The organism is Pseudomonadota bacterium (genome assembly GCA_016711215.1).
GTDB lineage: Bacteria > Myxococcota_A > Polyangia.
The window spans coordinates 374336-398682 of record JADJTL010000002.1; the positions used below are offsets into that span (position 1 = coordinate 374336).

Genomic DNA, 24347 nt, shown 5'->3' on the forward strand with positions numbered 1-24347 from the left:
CGCGCGCGCCGCACCTCTCGCGCCGACGCGCGGCTGCTAGCTGCTGCTGGAGTCCTCGTTCTCGGCGTAGCCGTAGCGATAGCCCCGGTAGGCGTAGCGGTAGTAATCGCTCTGACCTCGCTTCTGGGCGCTGAGGTCGTTGACCACGCAACCGAGCAGGCGCCCGCCGACCGACTGAATCTGCGCGGCGACCGCGCGGAGCAGCACGCGCGAGGTGACCCCCGCGCGTGCCACGATCAGGGTGCCGTCGACCAGCGTGCTGAGGATGGCGGCGTCGGTGACCAGCATTACGGGCGGTGAGTCGAGGATCACGCGGTCAAAGAGCTGCGTCAGCTCCTCGAGCAGCGCGCGGAAGCGGTCGCTCTGACAGAGCTCCGCCGGGTTGGGCGGCGTCGGACCGCAGGGCAGGACGAAGAGGTTTGGAACCTCGGTGCTCTTGATCACGTCGGCGACCGCGCTGCTGCCGAGCAGTGCGGTGCTGATGCCACCGCTGTTCGAGACGCCAAAGGTGCGATGCAGGCGCGGGCGCCGCATATCGGTATCGACGATCAGCACCCGGCCACCCGCCTGCGCCATCGTGATCGCGATGCTCACCGCCGTGGTGGTCTTGCCCTCCTGCGGGCCCGGGCTGGTCACCAGCAGGCGCCGGATCTGCTGCCCGGTGGCGACAAACATCAGGTTGGTGCGGATCGCGCGGCAGGCCTCGGCCGAAATCGACTTCGGCGCGCGATGGACGACGAGGTCGGAGTCGTTGGGTTCGGCCTTGTTGGCGCCGCGGGCAGGCACGGAAGCCACCGCCCCGATGTGGGGCAGCATGCCAAGATGAATCAGGCCTGGAATAGACTCGACGTCCTCGTGCGTCTTGACGCTGTTATCGAGGCTCTCGACGACGAAGGCCAGCGCCACGCCGAGCATCAGGCCCAGCAGGCCGCCAACAATCATGCTGAGCGCAACACGCGGAAAGACCGGCTTCTCGGGCCGGCGCGCCACATCGAGCGTGCGCATATTGCTGACGCGCAGCTGCCCCGAGAGGTCGCTCTCCTTGAGGCGCGTCAGCACCATCGTGTAGATCTTCTCCGTGTTCTCCTCGCTGCGCTTCAGGCGGCGGTAGTCGACCTCGCGCTTGTTGACATCCATCGCCTCATCCTTCGCCTCTTGCAGCGCGGCGGCCATGCGCTGCTCGGTATCTACCGTCTGGCGATAGCGCGACTCGGTGGTATCGAGCACGGTGCGAATCGCCCGCGCCAGCTCACCCTTGACCGCGTCGACCTTGGCCTTTTGTTCGAGCACGAGCGGATGCTGGTCGAGGTAGCGCTGACGCAGCACGCGGTAGGTCTTCTCGGCCTCGAAGTAGGCCTCCCTGATCTTGCCGATCTCGCCGGCCTCGACGACGAAGTGCAAGGACACGTCGAGCGGGTCCTGCTGCCGTGCCTGGAGCACCTGCTTGCGCTGCGCCTCGAGGGCGAGCCGGCTGAGCCGGAGGTCAGTCAGGGCGTCGTTGAACTTCGCGATCCGCGCTGAGAGCAGACTCTGACGATCCTCGAGCGATACCGAGAGGATGTTGTTCTTCTTGTTGAACTCCCAGAGCGCCAGCTCAGCCTGATCGAGTTGATGCTTGAGATCATCGAGCTGAAGCGCCAACCACTTCGCGGCACCCGTCGCCGACGAGACCTTGTACTCGACGGTCTGATCGAGATAGGCCTCGGCCGTAGCGTTGGCCAGGCGGGCAGCGACCCTCGGATCGGAGTGCTTCGCGGCGATGCGCAGGATGCTCGCGCCCGGCTCCGCCGTGGCCTCGATCAGCCGCTGCAGGTGCGTCGCAGCCTGGTCCAGGGTGTGGCCCTTGCGGGCCCTGGAAGCACTGCCACTGCCCTTGCTCCAGAAGCTGGCATCGTTATCGAGCTGCAGGCGCTCGGCGACCTTGCGCGCGAGCGCCCTGCTCGCCACCACCTTGATCTGGGTCTCGAGGAACTCCTTGCTACGGTAGTAGCTACCGGTCGAGAGCTCGACGACCTCGTGCATATCGTCGCCCAGCACCTGCGGCGCGCGGTCGAAGACCAGTACGGTAGCGGTCGCCTTGTAGACCTTGGGCCGGCTATAGACGCCGACGGCGACCAGTCCGAGCACCAGCCCCCAAACGGCCAGCACGAGCGCCTTCCGCTTGAGCAGGATGCGCCCGTAGTGACGCAGGCTGAGCTCGTTTTCCGCCTGAGCCTTGAGCATCATCGGGGGTTGGTCGTGGTTTGCCATGTTGTTTACCTATGGTGTGCTGCGCCGCCGCTCGCGCGTCCTTACCACGAACTCCGATGCGCTGACAGGCAGCGCGACTGTCGCTAGCGGAAGCGCCAGCGCTTGAGCCGCGCGACCACGTGGTGCGCGCGCTCGCCCAGCGCGGCGTGGATCAGGTTGCTGCGCGTCTTCTTCCAGGCCATCACGGCCGTCACATAGGCAGCCTGCGGCCAGCCGACGTAGTGGCCAAAGATGCCGAAGCTCTCGCGCACCCCACCGTAGCCGGAGGACATGCCGCCGACGCGAAAGGAGGCGAGCACCGCGCCCGCGCGAACGAAGGGCACGCCAGCCTGACGCAGCCGCAGGAAGTATTCCTGATCGCTGGCGATGCGATAGTTGACGCAGTAGAGCCCCTGGCGCTCGTAGATCGTCCGCGGGACATACCAGCTCGGGTGCAGGAAGGGCGGGGCGAAGCGGACCTGCCGATCAAAGCCCAGGCGCTCGATCCGTCGGCCATGGCCGTCGATCAGCTCGAGCTCGCTGTTGACGCAGACCTCGTCGCCGTGCTCGGCGAAGCAGCCAAGGGCGAGCGCCGCCGACTGCGGGCTCAAGAGGTCATCGTGGTTGAGGTTCTTGATGTAGCGCCCGCGCGCCAGCGCGATGCCCTTGTTGTAGGCGTCGTACATGCCCTGATCGCGCTCGCTGATCCAGTAGTCGATGCTCTCCTCGTGCGCGCGCAGTAGCTCGATCGTGCCATCGGTGGAGCCGCCGTCGACAACGATTTGCTCGACGTTGTCGTAGGTCTGGGCGCGCACGCTGGCCAACGCCTCGGCCAAATAGCGCACGCCGTTGAAGACCGGCGTGACGACGCTGATCAGCGGACGGTCCGGGCGATCCTCGCGCAGCAGGTCCGCGCAGCGGCGGCCGCCGCTGAGCCGCCCCGGCGATGCGGGGCGCAGGCGGTAGGCGTCGATCTTCGGAATAACAGGGAGCTGCGGAATAACAGGTCGGCCGTGGAGCAGCACGTCGGTCCCCCTGGCCTAGGCCGCGCTGCGCGCGTCGATGGCCGGCAATGGTGTCGCCGCAGGGCGTCGGCCCAGGCTACCGAGCGCCCCGCGGCGGGCGGCGATCATCACCAGCGCCTGCACGAAGAAGAACTCGGGACTGATGAAGGAGTCGCGAAAGACCTCGGAGACCAGGGTCAAGAGCTCGATCGCGAAGAGCGCGGGGTAGATGTAGTGCTCGTGAGCGCCAAGGCGGACCGAGCGCCAGCTCGCGCGCAGCAGCCGTAGGACTACCCAGGCATAGAGCAGCAGCCCCGGCAGGCCGAAGTTCGTCAGCAGGCCCACCAGGTCGCTATGCGTGTTGAGCCGGAACTCGACCATCCGCGGCGCGTAGATGTTGGGCAGGCGCCGCACATATTCCTGGTGGTAGTTTCTGTACTGGCCGATGCCCGCGCCAACCAGATAGTGGTCCACCGCGACGGCCAAGGCCGCCCGCCAGATGTCCAGCCGGCCCGAGAAGTTGCTCACCGCCTCCGGTGAGTAGCGATCAAAGGCGGCCGTCTCTTGTTGCATGGCCGTCCAGGCCCGCGGCCCAACGACCGCGAGCGCGACGACGCCGAGCCCGACGATGGCGAGCCGCTGGGCGCGCGTGATCGCGACCGTCGACGCGTAGCGCGCCGTAAGCACGAAGCTGACCAACCCCGCGGCGACCCCGATCAACGACCCACGCGAGCCCGAGAGGGCCAGCACGGCAGCAAAGCCGATGGCCAGCGCGGCGTAGGAGATGCGCCGGATGCCGCCGACACCCGCCTCGAAGTAGAAGCGGGCCACGAGCACGAGGACGGCGAGCGCCGCGACGAAACCAGCCTGATTGGGGTTCTTGTAGAGCCCGCGAAAGCGGTCGGCGAAGGGGTCGGCCACGAGCACCACCGACGCCACCATGGCTGCGACAAAGGCGAGGACGTAGACGTCCAAGATGATGGCCAAATGGTTGCGTTGATTGAGGGTGTTCTTGAGCGCGAGGCAGGTCAGCAGCGCAAACGCGATCAGCGTCCCCTCGTTGGCCGTCGGCTCCAGACTGACCCCGTTCACGAGGTGCCAAAAGCCCGCCATCGCCGCGCCCCAGAGGAAGACGCCAATGATGGCCTGGTCGTAGCGGTCGAGGATAAAGGCGGTGCGCGTGGCCAAGTTGCGAAGCACCAACAGCACCAACAAGGCCATCCCGACCAGGCGGTAGGGCTTGAAGATCGTGCTCGTGCCGAGCAGGTTGTCCCACAGCCGCTCGAAGGGCAGGAGGGCCACGTAGGTCGCGGCAAAAAGTAGCCACACTCGACCGGCGCGGTGGGTCAAGAGCAGGCCTCCCAGCCGAAGTACAGCCGCTTCGCGCGATCCCAGCGCAGGATGCGAGACCCTATCACGAGGCCTCGGACCCGACGAGCGATAGGCCGAGCGCGAGCGCCTCGGCGACCCGCGCGGCGGCCTGGCCGTCGCAGGGACCGCACTCGGCGGCGCGTAGTCGGGCGCGACCCTCGGCGTCGAGTGCCTGATCGGCGAGGTAGCGGCCGAGCTGCTGCTCGAGCTCGGCGAAGGAGCGTACGACCGCGACGCCGCCAAAGCTCAACATCTTCTGCAGGTGCGGGAACTCGACGACCCGACGCACGGAGCGCCACCAGGGCAGCTGATGGCCCGCATCGAAGATCGGCAGCACGACCGGGCGGTCCTGCACGACGGCGTCGATCGACAGCGTCGAACCGCTGTTGAGCGAGACGGCGCAGCCGGCGATCAGCGCGGCCAGCTTGCGGAGGTCTCGCTCCTCGAGATCCCAGGGGAGTTGATCCGAGACGACCTGCGGCAGGTCGAGCGCGACGCGGCCGCCGACCAAGCCCTGCAGGCGCTGGAGCGTCTCGCCGTCGGCCATGCTGCCACGAATGTTTTGCGGATGGGGCCGCACCACGAGCTGCATCCGCGGACCAAAGGCGCCGGCTTGCACCCGCGCGGCGAGCCACTCGACGACGTCGAGCTCATGCGGACAGAAGAAACGCGCGCTCATGCCAAAGAAGAGATAAGGGTCGTCCGGGCAGAGCCCGAGGCTGGCGAGGACCTCGCGCGCGTGGGCGCGATTCGTCGGGTCGAAGTGAGCGTCGAAGTGGGCCACGCCGCACTCGCTGATGCGCTCGGGTGCCACGCCATAGTAGCTGCGCAGCTCGTCGCTCATCACCGGGCCCCAGGCGATGAAGCGGTCGGGGAGCGCGGCAAAGCGGCCCTTACAGCTGATGTTGTCCCAGCTCAGCAGCTGTCCGACCGTCGGGATGCCGAGCTGCTGCGCCTCGAGCACGAAGAGCGCCTCGAGCCAGTTGACGGGGTAGGTGGAGACGAGCAGCCGGGGCCGCAGGCGCTGAAGGATCGCCCGCACCTCGCGGCTCCGCAGCAAGCGCTGCTCGACGCGCTGGGCCAGGCGCGGCAGCAGCGGCCAGCGCAGCGCCACGCGATTCACCGCCTTGCCGAGCAGCGGACGCAGCTTGAGCAGCGGACGCACGGCCTCGCTATGCAGCTCGTGGAGATGCTTGGCGCGGAGCGCGGCATTGTGCTCGTAATCATCGAAGAGATAGCGTCGCGCGGGGCCGTAGAGCTTGAGCCCGAGCCCGTGGACCGCCGGCGCCTGCTCCAGCGTGACGTCGCGGCTGGCGCAGAAGCGCTGGAAATAGCGCTCACCGGCGTTGGGCGCCACCACGGTGACCCCGACGCCGCGCCGTCGCAGCTCGGGCACAATCGTGCTGTGCAGCACCATTCGCGCGGCGAAGCCATGGGAGAGCACGTAGCAGATGTCGGTCATCTGGCCGCTCCGCCCGCCGCAGCGCGCTGCAGCAGGAACTCGGCGAAGAGCAGGTCTTGGCCCGTATTGATGTCCACCGAGCGCTCGGCCGGCATCACGAAGCCGCGGCAGTCCTCACCGAGGATCGCCCCGCCGTCGATCACCGCCCGCCGGCTGACGTAGACTGAGCAATTGCGGACGAAGAGCCGCGGCAGCTCGTGCGCGGCCATGCGTCCGCGCTCCTCCTCGAGATAGGGCAGGAGCCGATCACCCTCCAGCCGCTTGAGCTTGAGCGGGTGGATCGCGTGGTCGAGCTCGACGATGCTGACGGCGCTAGCGGCCCCGCTCTGCAGCAGCAGGGCGACGGTACCGTCGATATCGCCTGCCTGGGTGAAGGGCGAGCTCGGTTGAATGATCGCCACCGCATCGAAGCGATCGCCGCCCGCTTCGAGCGCCCGCAGGGCATGCTGGACGTAGTCGATCGCCGGCGAAGTATCACCCGCCAGCTCGGAGGGCCGCCGCAAGGGCAAGGCGGGATCGTGCTCGCGCGCGAGGGACAGCACCTCCTCGTCATCCGAGGAGACGATCAGTCGATCGAGCGCGCGCGCCGCACGGGCCGCCCCTAGCACCCAGTCCACCAGCGGACGACCGCCCAGCAGCCGCAGGTTCTTGCGTGGCAGACGCTTCGACCCGGCGCGCGCCGGAATGATGCCGAGGACCCGCATCAGCCGCTTCCCTCCTGTCCCTCCTGCAGCGCAGCAATCACCTTCTGTGCCAGAAACACCTCGGTCTTGCTGAAGGACTCGCGGGTGTTGCCGCCGAGGTGCGGCGTCAGCAGGAGGTTGTCATGCTGGCGCGCATAGGCCACCAGCGGGTGGTCGGCGCCGATCCGGGGCTCGCCCTCGAGCACGTCGAGCGCGGCGCCGGCCAGCCTCCCACCGCGCAGCGCCGCGAGCAACGCGTCTCCGTCGAGGACGCCACCGCGCGCGGTGTTGACGAGCAGAGCGCCGGGCTTGAGCAGCGCGAGCTCCGGCGCACCGAGCAGATGATGTGTTTCCGGCCCGTAGCTGACGTGCAGACTGATCAGGTCGGATTGCGCCAGCAGACCCTCCAGCGTGTCGACGCGCTCGGCCGCGTCGTGCGGAAAATCGTCGCGCGGGTCGTAGCCCAACACGCGCATCCCCAGCGCGCGCAAATAACCGGCCATGATCGTCCCGAGGCGGCCCAGCCCGACCAGCCCCGCCGTCTTTTCGTAGAGCTCGCCGCCGCGCCAGCGGTCACGATCCCATTGGCCCTGTAGCACCGCGCCGTGCGCCGCAGGCAGGTGCCGCAGCAGGGCCAGCGTCAGCGCAAGGGTGTGCTCGGCCGTGGCGCGCACGCGCCGCAGGAACGCGGTCTCACCGCGCAGGCTGAGCACGCGGATGCCACGCGCGGCGCAGGCGGCGAGGTCGATATGGTCGAGGCCGGTGACGGGGCAGGCGATGAGCCAGCAGCGACCCGGCGCCGCCAGCGCCTCAGCATCGAGGCGATGAGCCAGGCGTAGCCAGAGCACGTCGAAGTCCGCCAGCGCCCGCGCGAGCGGCACGCTGTCGTCGAGCTCGACCTCTGCCGCGGTGCGCAGCAGGGCCACAGCCTCGGCGCTGAAGTCCCGCGGCTCGGCGATCAGCACTCGGGGACGCGGCTCAGCGGGCCTGGTCATCGTCGACGCTGTAGGCCAGCTGCTTCTGCAGGTAGGGCTTCAGCTGCGCCAAGGCCTCGGCGATCCGCGGCGCGACATGACCATCGCCGTAGAGCGTGCTCGGCGCATAGGGCCCATGGGCGAGCTGCGCGCGGGTCGCGTCGACGATCGCAGCCCGGTCGACCTCGACGCGGCGGACATGCTCGGCGGTCTCGCGCCCGTTCTGGCGGTGACCGACCAACACCACCGGCGTGCCGAGGAAGCCGGCATCGCGCACGAAGCTGCTCGAGTTGCCGACCGCGCAGGCGGCGCAGCCCAGCACGCGCAGGTAGTCCTCGGGCGTCAGATTGGTCAGCGTCCGCAGCCAGCGCCCACCACCGTGGTCGCTGCGGAAGACGCGCACCGCCTTGGCGATCTCGTCGGAGCCAGCGTCGATGTTGGGCCAGAGGAGCAGGGTTGGCGTGGCCAGCTCCCCGAGCGCCTCGAGCAGCGTCCACATCGCGCTGCGCTCGCCACCATATTCGGTCGTGGTCGGGTGAAAGAGCACCAACAAGAAGGGCTGCCCGGCTTCGATGGGACAACCCGCGCCGCGCTCGTTGATTACCGCCGGCCATCGACCGCGGTCGAGCTGGCGCGCGATGTCGCTGCTCGGGCAGCCGATCGTCAGCACGGTGTCCCGGCGCTCCCCCATGCGCACGACGTAGTCGGCCGCGCGCTGCGTCGATGGGCAGTGGAACTGCGCCAGCTTGGTCAGGGCGTGGCGCGCGCTCTCGTCGATCGAGCCGCTGACCTCGCCACCCTGCAGGTGGACGATCGGCACATTCATGTAGGCCGCCGCCAACCCCGCCGCCAGGGCCTCGTAGCGGTCGCCGATCAAGAGCAGCAGGTCGGGGCGCAGCCGTTGCAGCTCGCTGGCGAACTCGATCGTGGCGAAGCCGACAGACTTGGCCATCGTCGTCGGGGTTGAGCCCTCGAGCTCGAGGTAGACCTCGCCATCGACGCGAAAGCCATCATCAAGCACCACCTGCACCGGCCGATCGAAGCGCCGCAGGACCATCGTCCCGGCGCAGAGCACCTGGAGCTCGAGCGCGGGATGCTCGGCCATCGCGCGCATCACCGGCTTGAGACGACCATAGTTCGCACGATCGACGAGCACGACCAGGACTTTTCGTTTGCTACTCATGCCTCACTCAAGATCCGCGAGCGCCAGCAGGTGATCGGCCTCGACACTGTGCCGTAGCACGCGGCCAACCACCTCGGCCAGCCGTGCGGGCGGCAGGCCACTACCAGGCTTCTTCAGGGCGAGATCGATGTTGGAGAGCCGGTGCCCGGCGGGCAAGGCCCGCCGCACGACGATGCTCTTGCTGAAGAGCTGCCGTAGGTCGGAGAGGTCGCCGGCGGCGGCGACCTTGTCCACGGGATGGCGCAGCGCCGCCTCGATGAAGCGCACGCCGCGTACGAGCTCCGCGAGCGCCTCGGGCGTCAGGGAGGCCGAGACGTCCGGGCCGAAGCAGTGGCGCGAGAGGGTGAGGTGGACCTCGAGCAAATTCGCGCCCAGCGTCGCGGCCGCCAGGCCGGCGAAGACCGTCGCGGAGTGATCCGAGAGGCCGACGGGGCAGCCGTAGCGCGCGCGAAGCTCAGCCAGCACGTTGAGCCCTAGGCGCTCCGGCGGGCAAGGATAAGCCGTCGTGCATTGATAGACGCCGACCGGCGCCTGCTCTGCGCTGACGCAGGCGACGGCGGCGTCGAGCTCGTCCCAGGTCGCCAGGCCGCTCGAGAGCAGGACCGGCCGGCCGGTGCGGCCGAGTAGCTCGAGCAGCGGCAGATTCGTCACCTCGCCAGCGCCAACCTTCCACGCCGGCACCTCGAGCCCGGCCAGCAACTCGACCGCCGCCAGCGAAAAGGGCGAGGAGAGGAAGATCGCTCCGAGCTCCTGCGCGTGATCGCGCAGCCCGCGCCACTGCGACTCGCTGAACTCCATCCTGCGCCAGTATTCATAGCGACTGGCATCCTGTCGGCTGAACTTGATGCGAAAGGGCTCGTGCGGCGTCGACTCCTCGGCGGCGATGTGCGTCTGGAACTTGACGGCATCGGCGCCGGCCGCGACCGCTGCCGCCAGATGAGCATGCGCCTGACCCAGACTTCCATCGTGGGCCTGAGCGATCTCGGCGACGATCAGGCAGGGAGAGCCCGGGCCGACCATGCGCGACCCGATGGCAAACGAGCTGGCTAGTGCAGGACCTGGGGGCATCGGGCTTCCGGTGAATAGCGCGGCGGGAGTGTACGGCGATCAGCGCGGATTGACCACCTGCACCTTGCGGGCCTCCTCGAGCTCATAGCCCGCGCGATGGGGACGTCCCGCCGCGCGGTGGATCGTGGCCAGCAGGTAATGGACCTGCGCCAGCTCCGTGCTCGAGCGGCACGCGCGCAGCAGCTCCTCGGCGAGACTGGCGGCCTGATCATGGCGTCCAGCGCGAGTCCGCGCGCCGGCTAGCGCCAGCCCCAGAGCGTGGCTCCCGCGATGCTGCTGCCAGGCCTGCTCGAGGACAGCCAGGTCGGCGCCAGGGTTGGCGCGCGCCGTCGCGTCGGCTAGCAGCAGCGCATGCTCTGCCGTCGGGTTCCGCTCGACCAAGGTCCGTGCGCGCTCGAGGGCGAGGGCGTGCTGGCCCGCCGCGAGCAAGGCGACGACCTCACTGCGCAGCAAGGTCGGATCCTGAAGCTCACCCGCATCGGCCCGGTCGATCAAGGCGAGCGCCAAGGCGAGGCGCCCGCGGCGGCGCAGCAACTCGACGGCCTGGCCCCAAAGGGTCGCCGCCTTCGGGGGCAAGAGCGCGGCGACGTCGCTGGCGGTGCGGCAAGCCGAAAGCGCGCCGTCGAGCATCTGCGCCGGGTCGGCCCCGGCTTCGAGCGCCAAACGATACTCAAGCAGCGCCTGTCGCCGATGGCCGAAGTGGCGCAGCGCGCTCGCGGCAGCGAGATGCAAGGCCGGGCTCCTCGGATAGAGGAAGAGCGCCCGATTGAGCGCCTTCATCGTTTCGCGGCGCTTCCCGGCGACGAGGGCGAGCTGGGCCTGAGCGAGGTGAGGCAGGTAGTCGGCCGGCCGGCGCGTGATCGCCTGCGCCAGCGCGCGTTGCACCGCCTGCGCGGGCAACCCCGAGCGCAGCGCGCGCGGAGCATCGTTGACGCTGCTGCGTCCGAAGGCAGTCAGCGCGCAGAGGCCCAGCACCAGCGCGAGCGTCGCGGGCAAGAGCAGCAGCCGCGCGGGTACATCCCGGCGCGGACGCGAGGGCCGCCGGCTGGCCAGCATGCCCGCCAGTGCCGCTGCAGGCAGCGCCACGCCTGGCAGCTCGAGGTTGAAATCGACGAGGTTATGAAGGGCGAGGCCAATCAGCGCCGCCACCACGGCGAGCTGCATCCCATCGTCGCGGCGCCGTCGCCACCAAACCACGAGCGCGGCCGCGCTGAGGCCGATGACCACCGCGCCGAGCGGTAGTCCCCACTCGGCAGGGAGCTGGAGGTATTGGTTCTCCAGCGACGTGTAGGTGACATCGGCTGGCAGACCGAGGCCGCGGTAGCGCGGCAGCGCCGTGGCCACCGCCCCGCGGCCAACACCGACCAGCCAGTGCGCTCGCACGAGGGCCCAGCCCGCGGGCCAAAGCGCGAGCTTGCCCAGGGGTAGATCGGCGCGGCGGTGCTGGAGCTCGGCGAGGATCTGGTCGCCGGCGAGCCAGGTCGCGGCGGCGATCACCGCCCCGGCAAAGAGCGCGACGAGGGCCAGGCGACGCGCGCTGCTGGCCCCCTCGCCGCGTCGAAAGAACTGCAGCACTCCATAGGCCGCCAGCGCGACGGCGAACGCGAGAATGCCGCCACGCGAGAGCGAGAGAAAGACCCCGATCCCCGTCACCGTAGCCGCAACGAAGAGCAGGGCCCGCGTGTTGAGCGCACGCGCCTGGGCCGCCAGACCGAGCGCCGCGAGCGTCGCCACCATCAGGAAGGCAGCGCCGTGGTTTGGATTGACGAAGCTCGTCGCGATCAACCCGGTCGCCGGACCCTGGATCGGCTGATAGAGCAGGAGCGGCTTGCCGGGCGCCACGACCGCGCCGATCAGCCCCAACGAGGTCGTTACCACCCCCAGCCCCATCAGCCCCTGGAGCAGGCGCTCCTGGCGCTGCCGCCGGTGCAGCAGGTTGCGCGCCAGCAGAAAGACCAGCGTGGCGAGGCCGAGGCGCAGGAGCCCCCAGAGCGTGTCCGCGGGGGCCAGGGAGATCGGATGCCAGCGCGGTCGCTGACCTGCGCCTTCGAGCGAGACCCGCAACAGCTCGGCCGTGCGCGGCGCGAGCAGGTCGAGGAGCGAGAAGGGCAGCGGCACGAGCTGAAGTCCTGTGTAGCAGCAGAGCGCGAGCAGGAGCAGCCCGTAGCGCCCGAGCCGGATGCCGCCCCCAGAGTGGTGCTTGTAGATGCCCAACAAGAGGAAGGCGCAGACGGCGACCAAGGCCGCCGCCTGTACCGTCACGCGATGCGCGCCACCGAGGGCCAAGGGCACGCCGAGGACGAGCAGCAGTAGCGCGTAGACGACGGCACGCCCGGCCGCGGGCGCCGGCAGCAGCCGCGCCAGCCGATTCATCAGCCGGGCCGGACGCGCAGGGTCTGGCGATGCGCTGCTGGCGCTCATCTGTGCGAGGTCAAGCCGCCGAGGCGGATTCTGAGGACAAGGAGCCGTCGAAAGCGCAAGCGCCCAGCGCTTCGCCGGCCGCAGCAGTCACGCAGGCCGGTCAACACACGACTCCGAAGCGGCGCAACCACCCGCCCAGCTGCATCAGGGCCCAGAGCTGGTGGCTCGCTCGGAACACGCTGCTCTCCACGTCATCGCTCTGCCGAGCGAGCCCACGCGTCAGCAGGTGCCGCAAGGTCTCCGGCGCCAGCAGCTCGTGCAACCCAGCGGCCGGGTTGTCAGCGAGCAGATCATGCGCCAGCTCCGCGTAGGCGGCGTTCTGAAAGCGGTGCAGCGGAATGCTGAAGCCGCGCTTCGGGTGGTCGAAGACAACCGCCGGCAGCTCACGGCGCATAGCACGCCGCAGGATCGACTTGCCGACGCCGCCGCTGATGAGCAGCGCGTCGGGAAGCGAGAGCGCCAGCTCGGCCACGTCCGGATCGAGCAGCGGCGCGCGCACCTCTAGCGACGCCGCCATGCTCATCCGATCGACCTTGGTCAACATGTCCTCGGGCAGATTGACCTTCACCCGGTAGTGCATCAGTCGGCGCAGGACGCTCCAGGACTCGGCCTCCGCCGGCAACGCGGTGGCCAGGCCCAGCGCGCCAGCCGCGGTTTCCAACACCGCTGGGTCGCGGACCAAGGTCTCCAGCTCACCGAGCTCAAAGAGCCCACCGACCGTGACGGGCAACAACTCGGGCGGCTGCAGCGTGGCCTCGAGGCCCCGGCGCAGGCGGCGCCAGCGGGTGGCCTGGCTCGCGGGAACCCAGGCCCCGACACCGCGCGCCACGGCGGCGGCGCCACGGCGAAGCACCTCCGGCACGCGCCGCGCGGCGGCCACCGTTTGCCCCCAGCGGAAGAAGGGGTAGCCGGCGAACATCTCGTCCCCACCGTCACCCGAGAGGGCGACCGTCACATGCTCGCGGACATATTTGCTGAGCACGTAGGTCGGCAGCGCGGAGGTGTCGTAGAAGGGAAGGCCGACGTGGTCGACGATGCGCCAGAAGTCCTCGGCGCCGAAGCCGAGGTTGGGTACCACGAGCTCGTGGTGTTCGGTTCCAAGGTGCGTGGCCACCGCGCGAGCGATCCCGCTCTCGTCGTAGCCTGCCTCCTCGAAGCGCACGGTGAAGGTCTTGACGGGACCGCTGACGACCTGCTGCAGCAAGGCGACCACGGTACTCGAATCGATGCCGCCGGAGAGAAAGGCACCGAGCGGCACGTCGCTGATCGACTGGCGCCGCACGGCGGCGAGCACCGTTGCGTGGACGGCCTCGGCTGCCGCCTCGGGGTCGGCGAGCGCAGGATTGGCGCGCGGTGCAGGTTCGTCATAGGCCCCGATCGTCAGCTGCCCTTCCCGGTAGCGCATCCAGTGCCCCGCCGGAAGCATGCGCACGTCACGCAGCATCGTCAGCGGTGCGGGTACCATCCCCAAGCGCAGGTAGTAGCCGAGCGCCTCTCGATCGAGGCGACGAGGCACCAGCGGCAGCTCGAGCAGGCTGCGCACCTCCGAGCTGAAGGCGAAGCCCTGCGCCGGGTCGTGCCAGTAGTAGAGCGGCTTCTCCCCGAAGCGATCGCGCGTCAAAAAGAGCGAGCCATCGCGGCGATCGTGCACACAGCAGGCGAACATCCCCTTGAGCAGGGGCACCGCCGCCGCGCCGTGGTCCTCGTAGAGATGGACGATGACCTCGGTGTCGGAGGCCGTGGCGAAGCGGTGTCCGCGAGCCTCGAGGCGCTGTCGTAGCTCCCGGTAGTTGTAGATCTCCCCGTTGAAGACGATTGTTAGCGCACCGTCCTCGTTCTTCAGTGGCTGCTGACCGCCGGCGAGGTCGATGATTGCCAGTCGGCGCATCGCCAGGCTGACCTCGTCGCCGTCGAATTGACCGACACCATCCGGTCCGCGATGAAAGAGCGCCTGGTTCATGCGCGCCACATGCGCGGCCCGATCCGCGAGGCGAGGCGCCTGAACGCCGCAGATGCCGCACATAGCGCGCCCTCAGCCGCGCGGCGCAGCCGCGGGCGCGGCCGTAGCGCAGGAGCACGGTTGAAGCTGGCGGTGACTGGCTGGGGCGCGACCGTCACAGCGCGACGGCGACAAGACCGGCGCCCCGCGACCCGCGCCCGCCCAGCGCGCCCGGCGTTCGAGGGTGGTCAGCATGCCTTGAATCCCCCAGCTATCGGCTGGCGCCGCTGGCGCCCCGCGCCGCTGGCTGCTCAGAACACGCTCTCGGGCACGAAGACGACGTCGCCAGCGCGCAACGCGAGGTTCGCGGACTGCCCCGAACCCATCGGCGCACCGACGCGCACCTGCTTGCCGTGCTCGACGCGCGTGACGACGATCCCGTTGCGATCCGCGAGCGGCGTCAGCCCACCCGCCAAGGTGATCGCCTCGATCACCGTCATCGCGTTGCGGAAGGGGAAGGTGCCCGACTTGCTCACCTGTCCCCAAACGAAGACCTTCAGCTTCTCCTGATAGCCCTCGGCGAAGACGCGCACGAAGGGGTTCCTCAGGTAGCCAGCCGCCAGCCGGTCGCGAATCATCGACGCGACCCGTGGCTGCGGCAGCCCTGCCACTTTCAAGCGCCCAATCAGCGGGTAGTCAATGGTGCCCTGCGCGGAGACCTGGAACTTACCGCTGAGATCCTTCTCGCCGTAAATCTCCACAACCAGCGTGTCCCCGTAGGCAACGCTGAGATTCTCCGCGACGATGGCGGCAGGCGGCGCACCCGTCGGCGCGCGCGTTCCTTTCGGGCCGCGCGTCGCGCAGCCGCCGATCGGGAGGAGGGCGCCGCTGAGCAGTAGCGCTAAGACACGGAGACGCATCGCACTCGCTGTCGCGAAAAGGAGCGCCCGTCGGGCGCGCGGCGAAAGCCTCAGTAGGAGACGCCGACGCGGCCGTAGAACTGATGGCGCGAAAAATCGACGATCCCAAGGAACGCGCCCGGGTTGTCCGTACCCCCGCGCTTCAGATTCTGCACCTGCAAGTCGTAGCCGACCCCGATGTAAACCCAGTCCTGGAGCTGGTAGTCGAAGCCCAAGGCCGCCGTCATCAGGTTGGCGCTAATCGCTGGGGGCCGCGGCGTGAAGCGCTCGAAGCCGCCGTAGCCGCGCCGCCGGAAGTCGATGTCGGCGTGGAGCGTGACGCGCCGGCCAATCAAATGGTCGTAGCCGGCGTAGACGTCGTGGTCCGTCATGTAGTTCCCGTAGGGCGAATCGTCGAAGAGCCGCTCGTAGCCCGCCCGCAGCTTGGCCGTGGGCGAAAGACGGTAGCCGAGCTCGGCCTTCCCCAAGATACTGTTGAACGAGCCCCCGCTGGCGTAGAAGGCGTTGCCATAGCCGACCTTGAGCACGGTCGACAGTCGCGAGGTCACCAGACCTGTCAGGCCAGCATAGAGGCGCAGCGGCTTGGAGTCGACGTTGCCAAAAACCGAGGGCTGAGTCTCGAGGTAGTCGTAGAAGCGCTGAATCACCTCGAGCGCCACCACCGTCTTCGGCAGCACGCGATACTTCGCTGCGAGACTGGCCTCGTTGTAGAGCCGGTTGTTGGTCGCGAACGAGGCCTCCTCGAAGGCGTCGACCCAAAGTCCGTAGGCCGCCGTAAGGCTCAACCGCCCCCCACCCGGGCTGAGCACGGCTCGCAGATCGAGCCGATTGCTGTCGCGGGTCACCGTCCCGGGGGCCCTTGGCGTGACGACCGTGCCGCCGCTCGTCGCGATGATCGCGGCGTTCCGCGGGCTGACGGCGCGCAAATACGAATCCTGGACCTCGAAGCTGAACCAGCGGCTCGGTGAGAGGCGGAGCTCGAGCCCCGCGTCGACCTCGAGCGCCCGCTGCCCGGTGATGGCCTCGTCGTTGCTCAGGTACTCACGGTAGCCAAGTGCGCTATTGAGGCGAAATGCTACCCGCTGCCGCGCTACCTTACCGTCGCCGTCGGTCATCCGCTGCGGCGAGCGCGTGGCGAGATCGAAATGCCCGACCAGACGCACATAGGGTGCGTCACGCACATCCGTCTCGTTCTGCAGGACGTTGGAGTCGTAGCGGCCTTCCAGCGCAACTCCCGGATGCACCACCAGGCTGTCCGTGAGCAACACACCGCGGCCTTCACTGCGGAAGCGGATGGGGGTGTGGAACTGGGCGCTCGCGCTGCCGACCGTACCGAGGACGACGGCAAAGGCAGCGAGGCGAGCGAAGATGGAGAGCGTCGTGCGCATGGCCGGTGCCTCTGCTTGGTGTTTTGGCGTCGCCTTCCGGCGGCGCGAGGTTATCAACGAAGGTGGCTGCGTCGGTGCTGCGGACCGCATGCCCGCCCCGCGCGGCGCGAGGTGGATTGCCTGAGTCGCCCCGCGCCGAGGCCTAACCGAGACCCCTAACCGAGACCCCTAACCCAGACTTAAGTATCCGGCGACGCGACGAAGGGTCGATCGGTCTGGAGCGGCGGCGTCACGCCGCGTGCCGTTCCATCCTCCGCGTCCCGGATATCGTCGTCGACGTCGACGGTCAGCTTCTGTATTCCGAGCTCAGAGACGTCCTCGCCAACGCAGGCCTCGGCGTCCTGTCCCAACATGGTCGTGCGTTGGTAGATGACCGTCAGCTTCGTGAATTGCTGGTTGCGCTCTGCAGCCGCGCCACTGCGCGGCGCCACCCGCAGCGCGGCGAAGGTCTGGCGACCCTCACGATAGGTCCGACGGAGCTGCCCCTGCTTGTTTCGCAGGCAGTTGAGCCGGATGATGTCGCGCGCCCGCCGCGCTTCGGCGATCAGCCGCGGCATTTTTGCGACGATCCTCTGCATCTCGCGGAGATACTCCCGAGCCTGCGAGAGCTCGACCTCGGCGGAGCGCGTCGTCACCGGCGAGGGTGCGCCGGCTTGTGATTGGGCCGGCGCGACGGGCAGCAGGCCTGCGGCGAGTACGAAGGCGGCAGCCGCATGCTTGCGGCCAGCGCTTCCGCGCAACGAAGTCCGAGCCGCGTGCATTCTTATGGGCACGTTCATGCTTTCACCTGGTGGTCCGGGTAGAGGAGCCGGAAGAGTATCTTGCCCGCTGCGCGGGTGTCAACATTGGTGTCAATTTCTTAGCTTCCGTCTTTGCATCATAACCTACAAGATGCACCTGGGCTCTAAGTTTCTTGTAGGTCCCTTCGGTCGGACGACAGGCCTTCCCTTGCCCTGCGCTGGGCGCGCCACCGCAGCTCATTCAGCTGCCTGGAAGACGAAGGGCACCGCGACCTCCGCAGTGCCACCGCCGTCCGGCGGCGGGAAGCGCCAGCGCCGGGCAAAACCCTCGATGCAACTCGTCACCTGGCTGTCGCCGAGCGTGTCCGTTTCGATCTCCACGCCAGCGACGCTGCCCGTCGCGCTGATGGTCAGACGAATTCCGATCTTCCCGGTGAGCCGGGGATTCCGCTTCAGCGCCCGCTGGTAGCAGCCCTTGATCGCCTGCATGCCCAGGCGAATCGTGCGCGCGACGGCGTCGGCCTCCAGCGTCGCGTCGCGCTCGATCGCGCCCGCCGGCTTGACGATGGCCTTGGGCACGCGCTCCTCGACGACCCCGCCCGTATCGACCGCGCCCGGTCCGCCGACGCGTCCCCCGAGGTCGCCAATACCGACCGCGCGCCCGGAGCCACCGTCGCCCTTGCCGCGCAATCCACCCCCGCCCCGCCCGGCGACCGTCAGCCCGCCGATGTTGCGGAAGGCTTTGTCTGCAGCCGTGCCGGGGTCGCCGCCGTGGAGAAGGTCGGCCATGCCGCTGCCGCTGCCGCCCTTGGCGCCGAGGATCTTCAGCGCCCCCATCTGCGCGACCTGCTCGGCCAAGCGCGCGCGTCGCGCCGCCTCGCGCGCGCCCTGACAGGCCTCGTCGCAGGGCGGTGCCTCCCGCTTCGGTCCCCGCGCCTTCTTGGCGCCGGCGCTCTGACCCTCGACCTTTTCGACCTTTTCCTCGCCGACATCCCCGAGCTTCTGCAGATCGATCGCGGCGACGCGCGGCTGCTCCATCGTCGGGACGTACTCGGCGAAGTCATCCGGAATCACGTCCGCGCTGATCCGGCGGTCCGTGTCCATCGTATGCAACTGCACGATGAAGGCGGAGACGACCGCGGCGGTGCCGAGGAAGCTCCACGCCAACAGCCAATCCATCTGGCCGAGGATGCTCCCTCTGACCGAAGGTGGGAGCTGTGGCCGCGGCTGAAAGGGCGGAGGCGCCACGAATTGAAAGAGCAGGGTCACCTCGCCCAGCATGACCTTGCCGCGCGAGCTCTCGTCGAGGAGCAATCGGTGCAGCGCCTTGCCCTTCGTTTGCGCCGAGCCGCCCTGCCGCAGTTGGTCCAACGATTGGACCTGGCCACCGACCGAGACGCGACCGTCCATGCTCTCGCCGAAGACGAGTTGATAATGGTCGCCGCTGTGCTCGAAGAGGGTGTAGGAGCGCGGTAGGCTCGACGCGGGCACGACAATCGTGTTGCGAGCCGACGCGCCGATGGTCACCGGACCGCGTCGTCGGACCAATCGCTCTTCGACGATCTTGCCGGCCTGGATCACCCCGATCCGGAGGATCTTGGCCTCGACCGGCGCCTCGCCCTGCTTCCTGCTCGCGTCGTTGGTCGTTGCCATGAACGCCCGCCCCATTAGCCTTTGGCTGCCGTTGCCCGCGCTAGAATGCTCAAAACGGGCTGTGCCTGACGCTCTCGAGGATTCGCGGCGCGAAGTCCTGATTGAGCTGTGACCAGTCGTAGTTGATCTGCGATCGCTGCAGCACGTAGAAGGCGTTCGGCTTCTGAATCCTGCCCTCGATCACGAAACCAGTCTCGATCCGAAAGACCTTGCGACCGCCGGCCGAACGCTGAACCGTAACCTGCGGCGCCGGCGCCTTCGCGCCAGCGGCAGCCTTCGCGTCTGCCTTCGGCTCAGCGACAGCGCCAGGGGGTGCCGCTATCCCGGCCGCCGCGGCCGCGCGCCCGGCCGATTTTGACGGCTTCGCCGCGAGGTCATCGCTCGCAAAAAGCAGGAGGGCGACCCCAGCAACGAATCCAAGGGCGGTCCGGTTGTGCATCACAAGCTCTCGCGATCTCCGCCCCGCTAGAGGGCAGCCAAGCTCTCGGTTTTAGGGCTTCGCCGCCCCAGCGCTTCCCGGTGCGGCTGGCGCAGCCGCGCCCGACGGCGCTGCCGCCGCCGCCGCTGCGCTTCCCGACTGCTCGGATCCCGACTGTTCGGATCCCGACTGTTTCGGCGCCGCCTGCCCCGCTGCTGGCGCTGCCGGCTTCTCCGGCGCCGCCTGCGCCGCTGCTGGCTTATCCGCCGCCTTTGCCGCGTCTGCTTTCGCGGCCGCAGCCTTCGCCGCCGCCTTCGCCGCCTCGCGCGCCTTGGCCGCCTGCGCGCGCTCGATTCGCCGCCCTTCCTTCTCTAGCTCGCGCTGGGCGCTCTGGAGGTAGCCCTCGGCGACCTCCGCTTGCTCACGCGAGGCCTCGAGCCGCTTGAACTTCCCGAGGTTGACGATCGCCGCCTGGAGCTGGGCCCGCCGTTCCATCCCCGGAAAGCTCTCGGCATCGAGGTAGAGCACACCCAAGTTGAAGTAGGCCGCCGCATAGTCGGGTTGCAGCGCAAGGGCCCGGCTCAGCGCCTGAACGGCCTTGACCAGCTCAGCTGCGCCGCGATAGGCGGCGCCCAAATTGAGGTGGGCCTCCGGCCGCTGCGGCAGCCGCGCGACCGCGCGCTCCAAGGCCGCGACGGCCTCCTTGTAGTTCTTCACCTCGAGGTACTGCGCGCCGAGGTTGAGCCAGGCGGGACCGTAGCCTTCGTCAGCCTGGGTCGCCTTTTGAAACTGCGCCAACGCCCGGCTCTGGTCGTCATCCCGCAACGCGATCAGGCCGCGAAGGTTGTGGCAACGAGCGGAGCGCGGCTCGAGGTTGATCGCAATCTCGCAGATCGATTCGGCGAACTCACGCTTCCCGAGCCGGAAGTACGCCCGCGCCATGACTTCCATCGCCGGCGTGTACTTTTCGTCACGCCGCAGCGCGGTCTTGCAATGCTCGATCGCCTCCTCATGCGCGCCGCGCTTCTCGGCGGCCAGCGCCGCCTCCAGCTGCTCGGTCGGCTTGGCTTGCTGCGGTGTCGCGACTGTCGCAGCGCTCGCGCCTTCGCTCAGCACGCCAGGGGCGCCCCCCGCGCCCGCGCTCGCTGGTCCCGCGGCCTGTTGCGAAGGTGCAGCCTTCGGCGCTCCGACCGCCGTGGGCGCCTGCTGCTGGCCCGCGCAGCCGACGCCCAGCGTCAACAAACTGGCGAGCGCCACGCCGCGACAACCGCCGAGGCCGTGTATCAAGGTGTCGTTCGCTCGCTGCATCGTTTCTCTCCGTCGCCACGCCCCGCGCGTTCCCGCAGGTGGTCAGTCAATCACGACCTCGACGCGGGGTGCCTTCAGCAGCGGGTAGCTGCTCGGGTCGAGCGCGTTGAGCCGCCGCCGGGCCTCCTCGGTATACGAATTGGAGACGCCGAGCTCCTGAGCGCGCTCAACGCAGAGACTGAAGAGCTTCTTCGTCTCGTCCTCGACCGGTCGGACCTCGCGCTCCAACGCCTGGTCGAGCTGCTGCATGTAAATGTCAACAGCGTCCTGTCCGAGCCGCTTGACCTTCTGCGGCACGGGCAGCTCACGGAAGCCGGTGGCAACCTCTCGAGCGACATGCTCGAAGATGACCCCCCGCCGCTCCATCCCAGCCAGTGTCCACCGCGCGCGCTTGAAGGCCAGCACCCCGTCGTACTCGTCACGCAGCGCGGCAGCCCGTCGTTCCAGCTCGGTCTTGCGCCGCAGCAGCGTGGGAATCGTCTCGGAGCGGATCTGCGCCTTCAGGAAGTCGGCAAGGCGGCCCTCGAGGAGCTGAAAAGTCGCTGCCGCCGCATACTCTGCGCCGTCGGACGCGGGCGCCAAGCCGCGCAGCTTGTACTCCTGGACCGTCAGCTTGTAGTACTTGCTCGCGGTGGCCGCGATCCCGCGCGTATCGGCCTGCTTGGCGATCCGGTAGACCGCCTCGACGGCCCTCGTCTGCTGGCCCGGCACGGCGCCATAGAGGCGGGGGAAGTCCCGCAGAACCTTCGCCATCTGGTCGAAGTTTCCCATCTTCCCGTAGATGTTCCCGGCGCGGAAATAGGCCTCCGCGGCCTCCTGCGGCTTGCCCACCTGGGCTGCGTAGCGCAGGAAGAGCTGCGCGGCGCGACCATAGTCCTGATCGTTCTCGAGGATCACGGCCGCGTTGTAGAGCGCATCCGACCGATGCGGAGAGCTCGCGAAGCCCGGCGCGTCGGCCATGATCAGGTAGCTGTCGACCGCCTTCTTGAACTCGAAGAAGCGCTTGTAGTTTTCCGCCGAGCGCCACAGCGCATCGCCCGCCAGGGCGCTCGTCGGATACTTCTGCCAGAGCTGTTCGTAGATACGCGTCGCCGACTCGAAGCGCATCGACTTCTCGTAGGCCACGGCAGCGTTGAACAGCGCCTTGTCGGCGTCGCTGCTTTCCGGATTCGACTCGACCAGCGCCAGGTAGGCCACCGCCGCCTGATCGAAGAGCGGAGCCGCTTCGCGCGTCCGGCCGGCGGAATGCAGATCCTCCGCCTGCTTGAAGAGCGTCTCGGCGCGCTTGAACTTGATCCCGACCAGGAGCTTCTGCGCCCCCGTCGCCACTTCGCCGCTACGCGCGTCGCCGCCGCAGCGTCCGGACGACAGCTTGGTCGCCCAGCTCTGCATCTCGTCGAGGTTCTTATCGAGCTGGTAGGTCACCAGGACCGCCTGGCCCGCGTTGAGGGCCATGGCGTCGCCACAGTACTGCTCGTAGAGCTGCCCGAAGCGCTGGCGTGCGTCGGGAAACTGGCCGAAGCGGTAGGCGATCTCCGCCGCCTTGTAGGCCAAGCGGGGCGCCTTGGCGCTCTTCGGCAGCAGCGCTACATACGCGTCCAGCGCCTGCTGCCAGTGCTTGAAGGGCTCCGGCAGCGCGATCGGCTTCAGTCCGACACTCTGCGCCGTCGGCAGCGGCGGCTGCACGAGCGCCTGCTTGTCGGCGAGCTGCTGAATCTGCTGCTCCCAGGACTTCGTCACTGAGAAGGCTGCGTCCTCCTGGTAGCGGTTGTCGAGGTTCGAGTCTCGTACCTCGGCGTATTGCGCCGCTGCCTCGGGGAAGCGCTGCGCGTAGAACAAGCAGCTCGCGTAGGAGAAGCGCACCTCATAGGAGTTCTTCGAGTGCGGGAAGCGATCGAGGTATTTCGCGTAGGCCGTGGCGGCGACGGCGTACTCCTGACCGGCCTTGGACAGGGTCGCGATGTCCTTGTTGGCGAGGCCGAGGTTGCGTAGCCGCTGACCCTCCTTGTGGTGCGAGACGGCGGCGAAGATCAGCGCCTGCTCATCGTATTCGCGCGCCCGCTTGAGCGCATCGGGGTTGTTGCGGTTGACGTTCTCCCACTCGGAGCCCTTACCGAAGCGGCGCGTGAACTCCTCACGCTCGCGGATCGCCTGGTCGAACTGGCGCAGCCGTTCGAGCGCGGTGATCGTCCGCTCCTGGACCTCCGGGTTATCGGCGTGGTTGGGCCAGCGCTCGAGCACCACCTTGTAGACCTTAATCGCGTCGTCGTACTTCGTGGTGTCGAAATAGATCTCGGCCAGCCTGCGGTAGACCTCATAGACGTGCTTCTGCGCCTCTCGGCCCTTGTAGACCGCGTCGATGCGCTGAAGGCCGCCCTCGGCATCGGGCTGCTGGTCGCCGTTCCAGTCCTCCTCGGCAAAGGAGATCCCGAGGTACTGGATCGCCTCCGGGCGCATCTCGGACCCAGCCTTACCCGTGCGCTCGAGCTCGCGGTCGGCAAAGAGCACCAGCTCGTCGAAGTTGCGAATGGCCTCGGCGAACTTGTCTGCGCGGTAGTAGGTCCAGGCGAGCTTGTAGAGCGCCTCGTCGTAGTAGGCGTTGCCCTGCGGACCGAGGTCGATCACCTTGCGGTAGGCGGTGATGGCCGCCGCTAGCTCATTCTCGTCGAAGTGATACTCGCCAATGCGGACCCACGCCTCGGCATTGAAGCGGCTCGCTGCCACCAGCGGCACACAATCGCGGTAGTCGCCGTTCGCCCCCTTGGCGCCTGGCGCCTGGGCTGGCCCGCTCGCGGCGGCCACGGGTGCTGGCTTGCTGCCGACGCCTGCGTCGGCGGCGACGGGCGCGATGAACTTGTTCCGGCAGACAAGCGCTAGCAGCGCCTGATTCCCTCCAGCGACGTCGCCCATTTCAGCCAGACAGAAGCCGAGAAGATAGTGCGCGCCATCGATGAACCGATAGCTGGGCCACTCGCGGATGAGACGTTTGTGTAAGCCCACGGTCGGGCCGTAGTTCTGGCGCGGCGGCGGGGGCGCGACGGCGATCTCCTTGCGCTCGAGCTTCGCGAGCTCTCCCTCGTACGCCTCCTGCGCCAGGAGATAGTCGTCGTTCGACTGCTCGAAGTAGAGTTCGGCGAGGCGAAAGATCGCGTCTGGAGTCCAGCGGGGCGAGCTCGGATAGCGGCGCAGGAAGTCCTCGAAGAGCGTGATCGCCGCGACCCGCCGCGATCGCTCCGCGCGCTCGAGCTCGGCGATTCTCCCGCGGAAGCCACTAATGACCTGCTCACGTCGCGCCTCATACTTGGCGCGGACAACGCGGTTGAGCGTGGTGCGGTAGTCATCGGCCGCGGCGGTGAAGCGCTCGACCTCGGCCTGCAGCCGATTGAGCTCGGGCGCCGCGCTCGCGCTACTCGCGGGGTCACCACCTGCAGCGGTGCCCTTCAGCAGCAGCAGCGCAGCCGCAGCGAGCATTGGGCCATGGCGCATCCTCAAGCCTCCCCTCACTCTGGTTCCTCGCTTGGCGCAGGCGCCGGCCCGCCGGTGCGGGCGCGCGCGGCGCCGCTCGATCGGTGGATCACGGCGGCGC

At 68.5% G+C, this 24347-nt stretch carries 16 protein-coding genes; all 16 read right to left on the reverse strand.

Annotated elements, in window-relative coordinates; genetic code table 11:
* Window positions 1–36: 36 nt before the first annotated feature.
* Entirely contained in the window at window positions 37–2250 is a 2214-nt protein-coding gene (locus tag IPL40_06635) for a polysaccharide biosynthesis tyrosine autokinase (protein ID MBK8480835.1), read from the reverse strand.
* 83 nt (window positions 2251–2333) lie between these two features.
* A complete protein-coding gene (locus tag IPL40_06640; GenBank protein ID MBK8480836.1) occupies window positions 2334–3254 on the reverse strand; it encodes a glycosyltransferase in 921 nt (306 codons plus the stop codon).
* Window positions 3255–3269: 15 nt separating this feature from the next.
* Entirely contained in the window at window positions 3270–4562 is a 1293-nt protein-coding gene (locus IPL40_06645) for an O-antigen ligase family protein (GenBank protein MBK8480837.1), read from the reverse strand.
* An 85-nt stretch (window positions 4563–4647) separates the two neighbouring features.
* Entirely contained in the window at window positions 4648–6066 is a 1419-nt protein-coding gene (locus IPL40_06650) for a hypothetical protein (GenBank protein MBK8480838.1), read from the reverse strand.
* Window positions 6063–6770, reverse strand: coding sequence for an acylneuraminate cytidylyltransferase family protein (locus IPL40_06655; protein MBK8480839.1), 708 nt, complete (start codon window positions 6768–6770; stop codon window positions 6063–6065). Before IPL40_06655 ends, IPL40_06650 begins: the two co-directional genes overlap by 4 nt.
* On the reverse strand, window positions 6770–7744 hold the full coding sequence (locus tag IPL40_06660) for a hypothetical protein (protein MBK8480840.1): 975 nt from the start codon (window positions 7742–7744) through the stop codon (window positions 6770–6772). Before IPL40_06660 ends, IPL40_06655 begins: the two co-directional genes overlap by 1 nt.
* Window positions 7728–8906: a UDP-N-acetylglucosamine 2-epimerase (hydrolyzing) gene (gene neuC / locus IPL40_06665; protein ID MBK8480841.1), complete on the reverse strand. Its 1179-nt coding sequence runs from the start codon at window positions 8904–8906 to the stop codon at window positions 7728–7730. Before neuC ends, IPL40_06660 begins: the two co-directional genes overlap by 17 nt.
* A gap of 3 nt (window positions 8907–8909) precedes the next feature.
* The gene (locus IPL40_06670; protein ID MBK8480842.1) at window positions 8910–9926 is read right to left on the reverse strand and encodes an N-acetylneuraminate synthase family protein; all 1017 of its coding nucleotides are present in this window, start codon (window positions 9924–9926) and stop codon (window positions 8910–8912) included.
* A gap of 87 nt (window positions 9927–10013) precedes the next feature.
* Window positions 10014–12347: an O-antigen ligase family protein gene (locus tag IPL40_06675; GenBank protein ID MBK8480843.1), complete on the reverse strand. Its 2334-nt coding sequence runs from the start codon at window positions 12345–12347 to the stop codon at window positions 10014–10016.
* A 148-nt stretch (window positions 12348–12495) separates the two neighbouring features.
* Entirely contained in the window at window positions 12496–14418 is a 1923-nt protein-coding gene (gene asnB, locus IPL40_06680; GenBank protein ID MBK8480844.1) for an asparagine synthase (glutamine-hydrolyzing), read from the reverse strand.
* A 227-nt stretch (window positions 14419–14645) separates the two neighbouring features.
* On the reverse strand, window positions 14646–15254 hold the full coding sequence (locus IPL40_06685) for a polysaccharide biosynthesis/export family protein (GenBank protein ID MBK8480845.1): 609 nt from the start codon (window positions 15252–15254) through the stop codon (window positions 14646–14648).
* Window positions 15255–15304: 50 nt separating this feature from the next.
* Window positions 15305–16642 carry an outer membrane beta-barrel protein gene (locus tag IPL40_06690; protein ID MBK8480846.1) on the reverse strand — a complete coding sequence of 446 codons (1338 nt, stop codon included), beginning with the start codon at window positions 16640–16642 and terminating at the stop codon, window positions 15305–15307.
* A gap of 179 nt (window positions 16643–16821) precedes the next feature.
* Complete coding sequence (locus tag IPL40_06695) at window positions 16822–17421, reverse strand: hypothetical protein (GenBank protein ID MBK8480847.1); 600 nt, start codon at window positions 17419–17421, stop codon at window positions 16822–16824.
* Between the two features lie 198 nt (window positions 17422–17619).
* The gene (locus IPL40_06700; protein ID MBK8480848.1) at window positions 17620–19035 is read right to left on the reverse strand and encodes an AgmX/PglI C-terminal domain-containing protein; all 1416 of its coding nucleotides are present in this window, start codon (window positions 19033–19035) and stop codon (window positions 17620–17622) included.
* A 490-nt stretch (window positions 19036–19525) separates the two neighbouring features.
* Window positions 19526–20761: a tetratricopeptide repeat protein gene (locus tag IPL40_06705; GenBank protein MBK8480849.1), complete on the reverse strand. Its 1236-nt coding sequence runs from the start codon at window positions 20759–20761 to the stop codon at window positions 19526–19528.
* A gap of 42 nt (window positions 20762–20803) precedes the next feature.
* Window positions 20804–24247: a tetratricopeptide repeat protein gene (locus IPL40_06710; GenBank protein MBK8480850.1), complete on the reverse strand. Its 3444-nt coding sequence runs from the start codon at window positions 24245–24247 to the stop codon at window positions 20804–20806.
* Window positions 24248–24347: the final 100 nt, after the last annotated feature.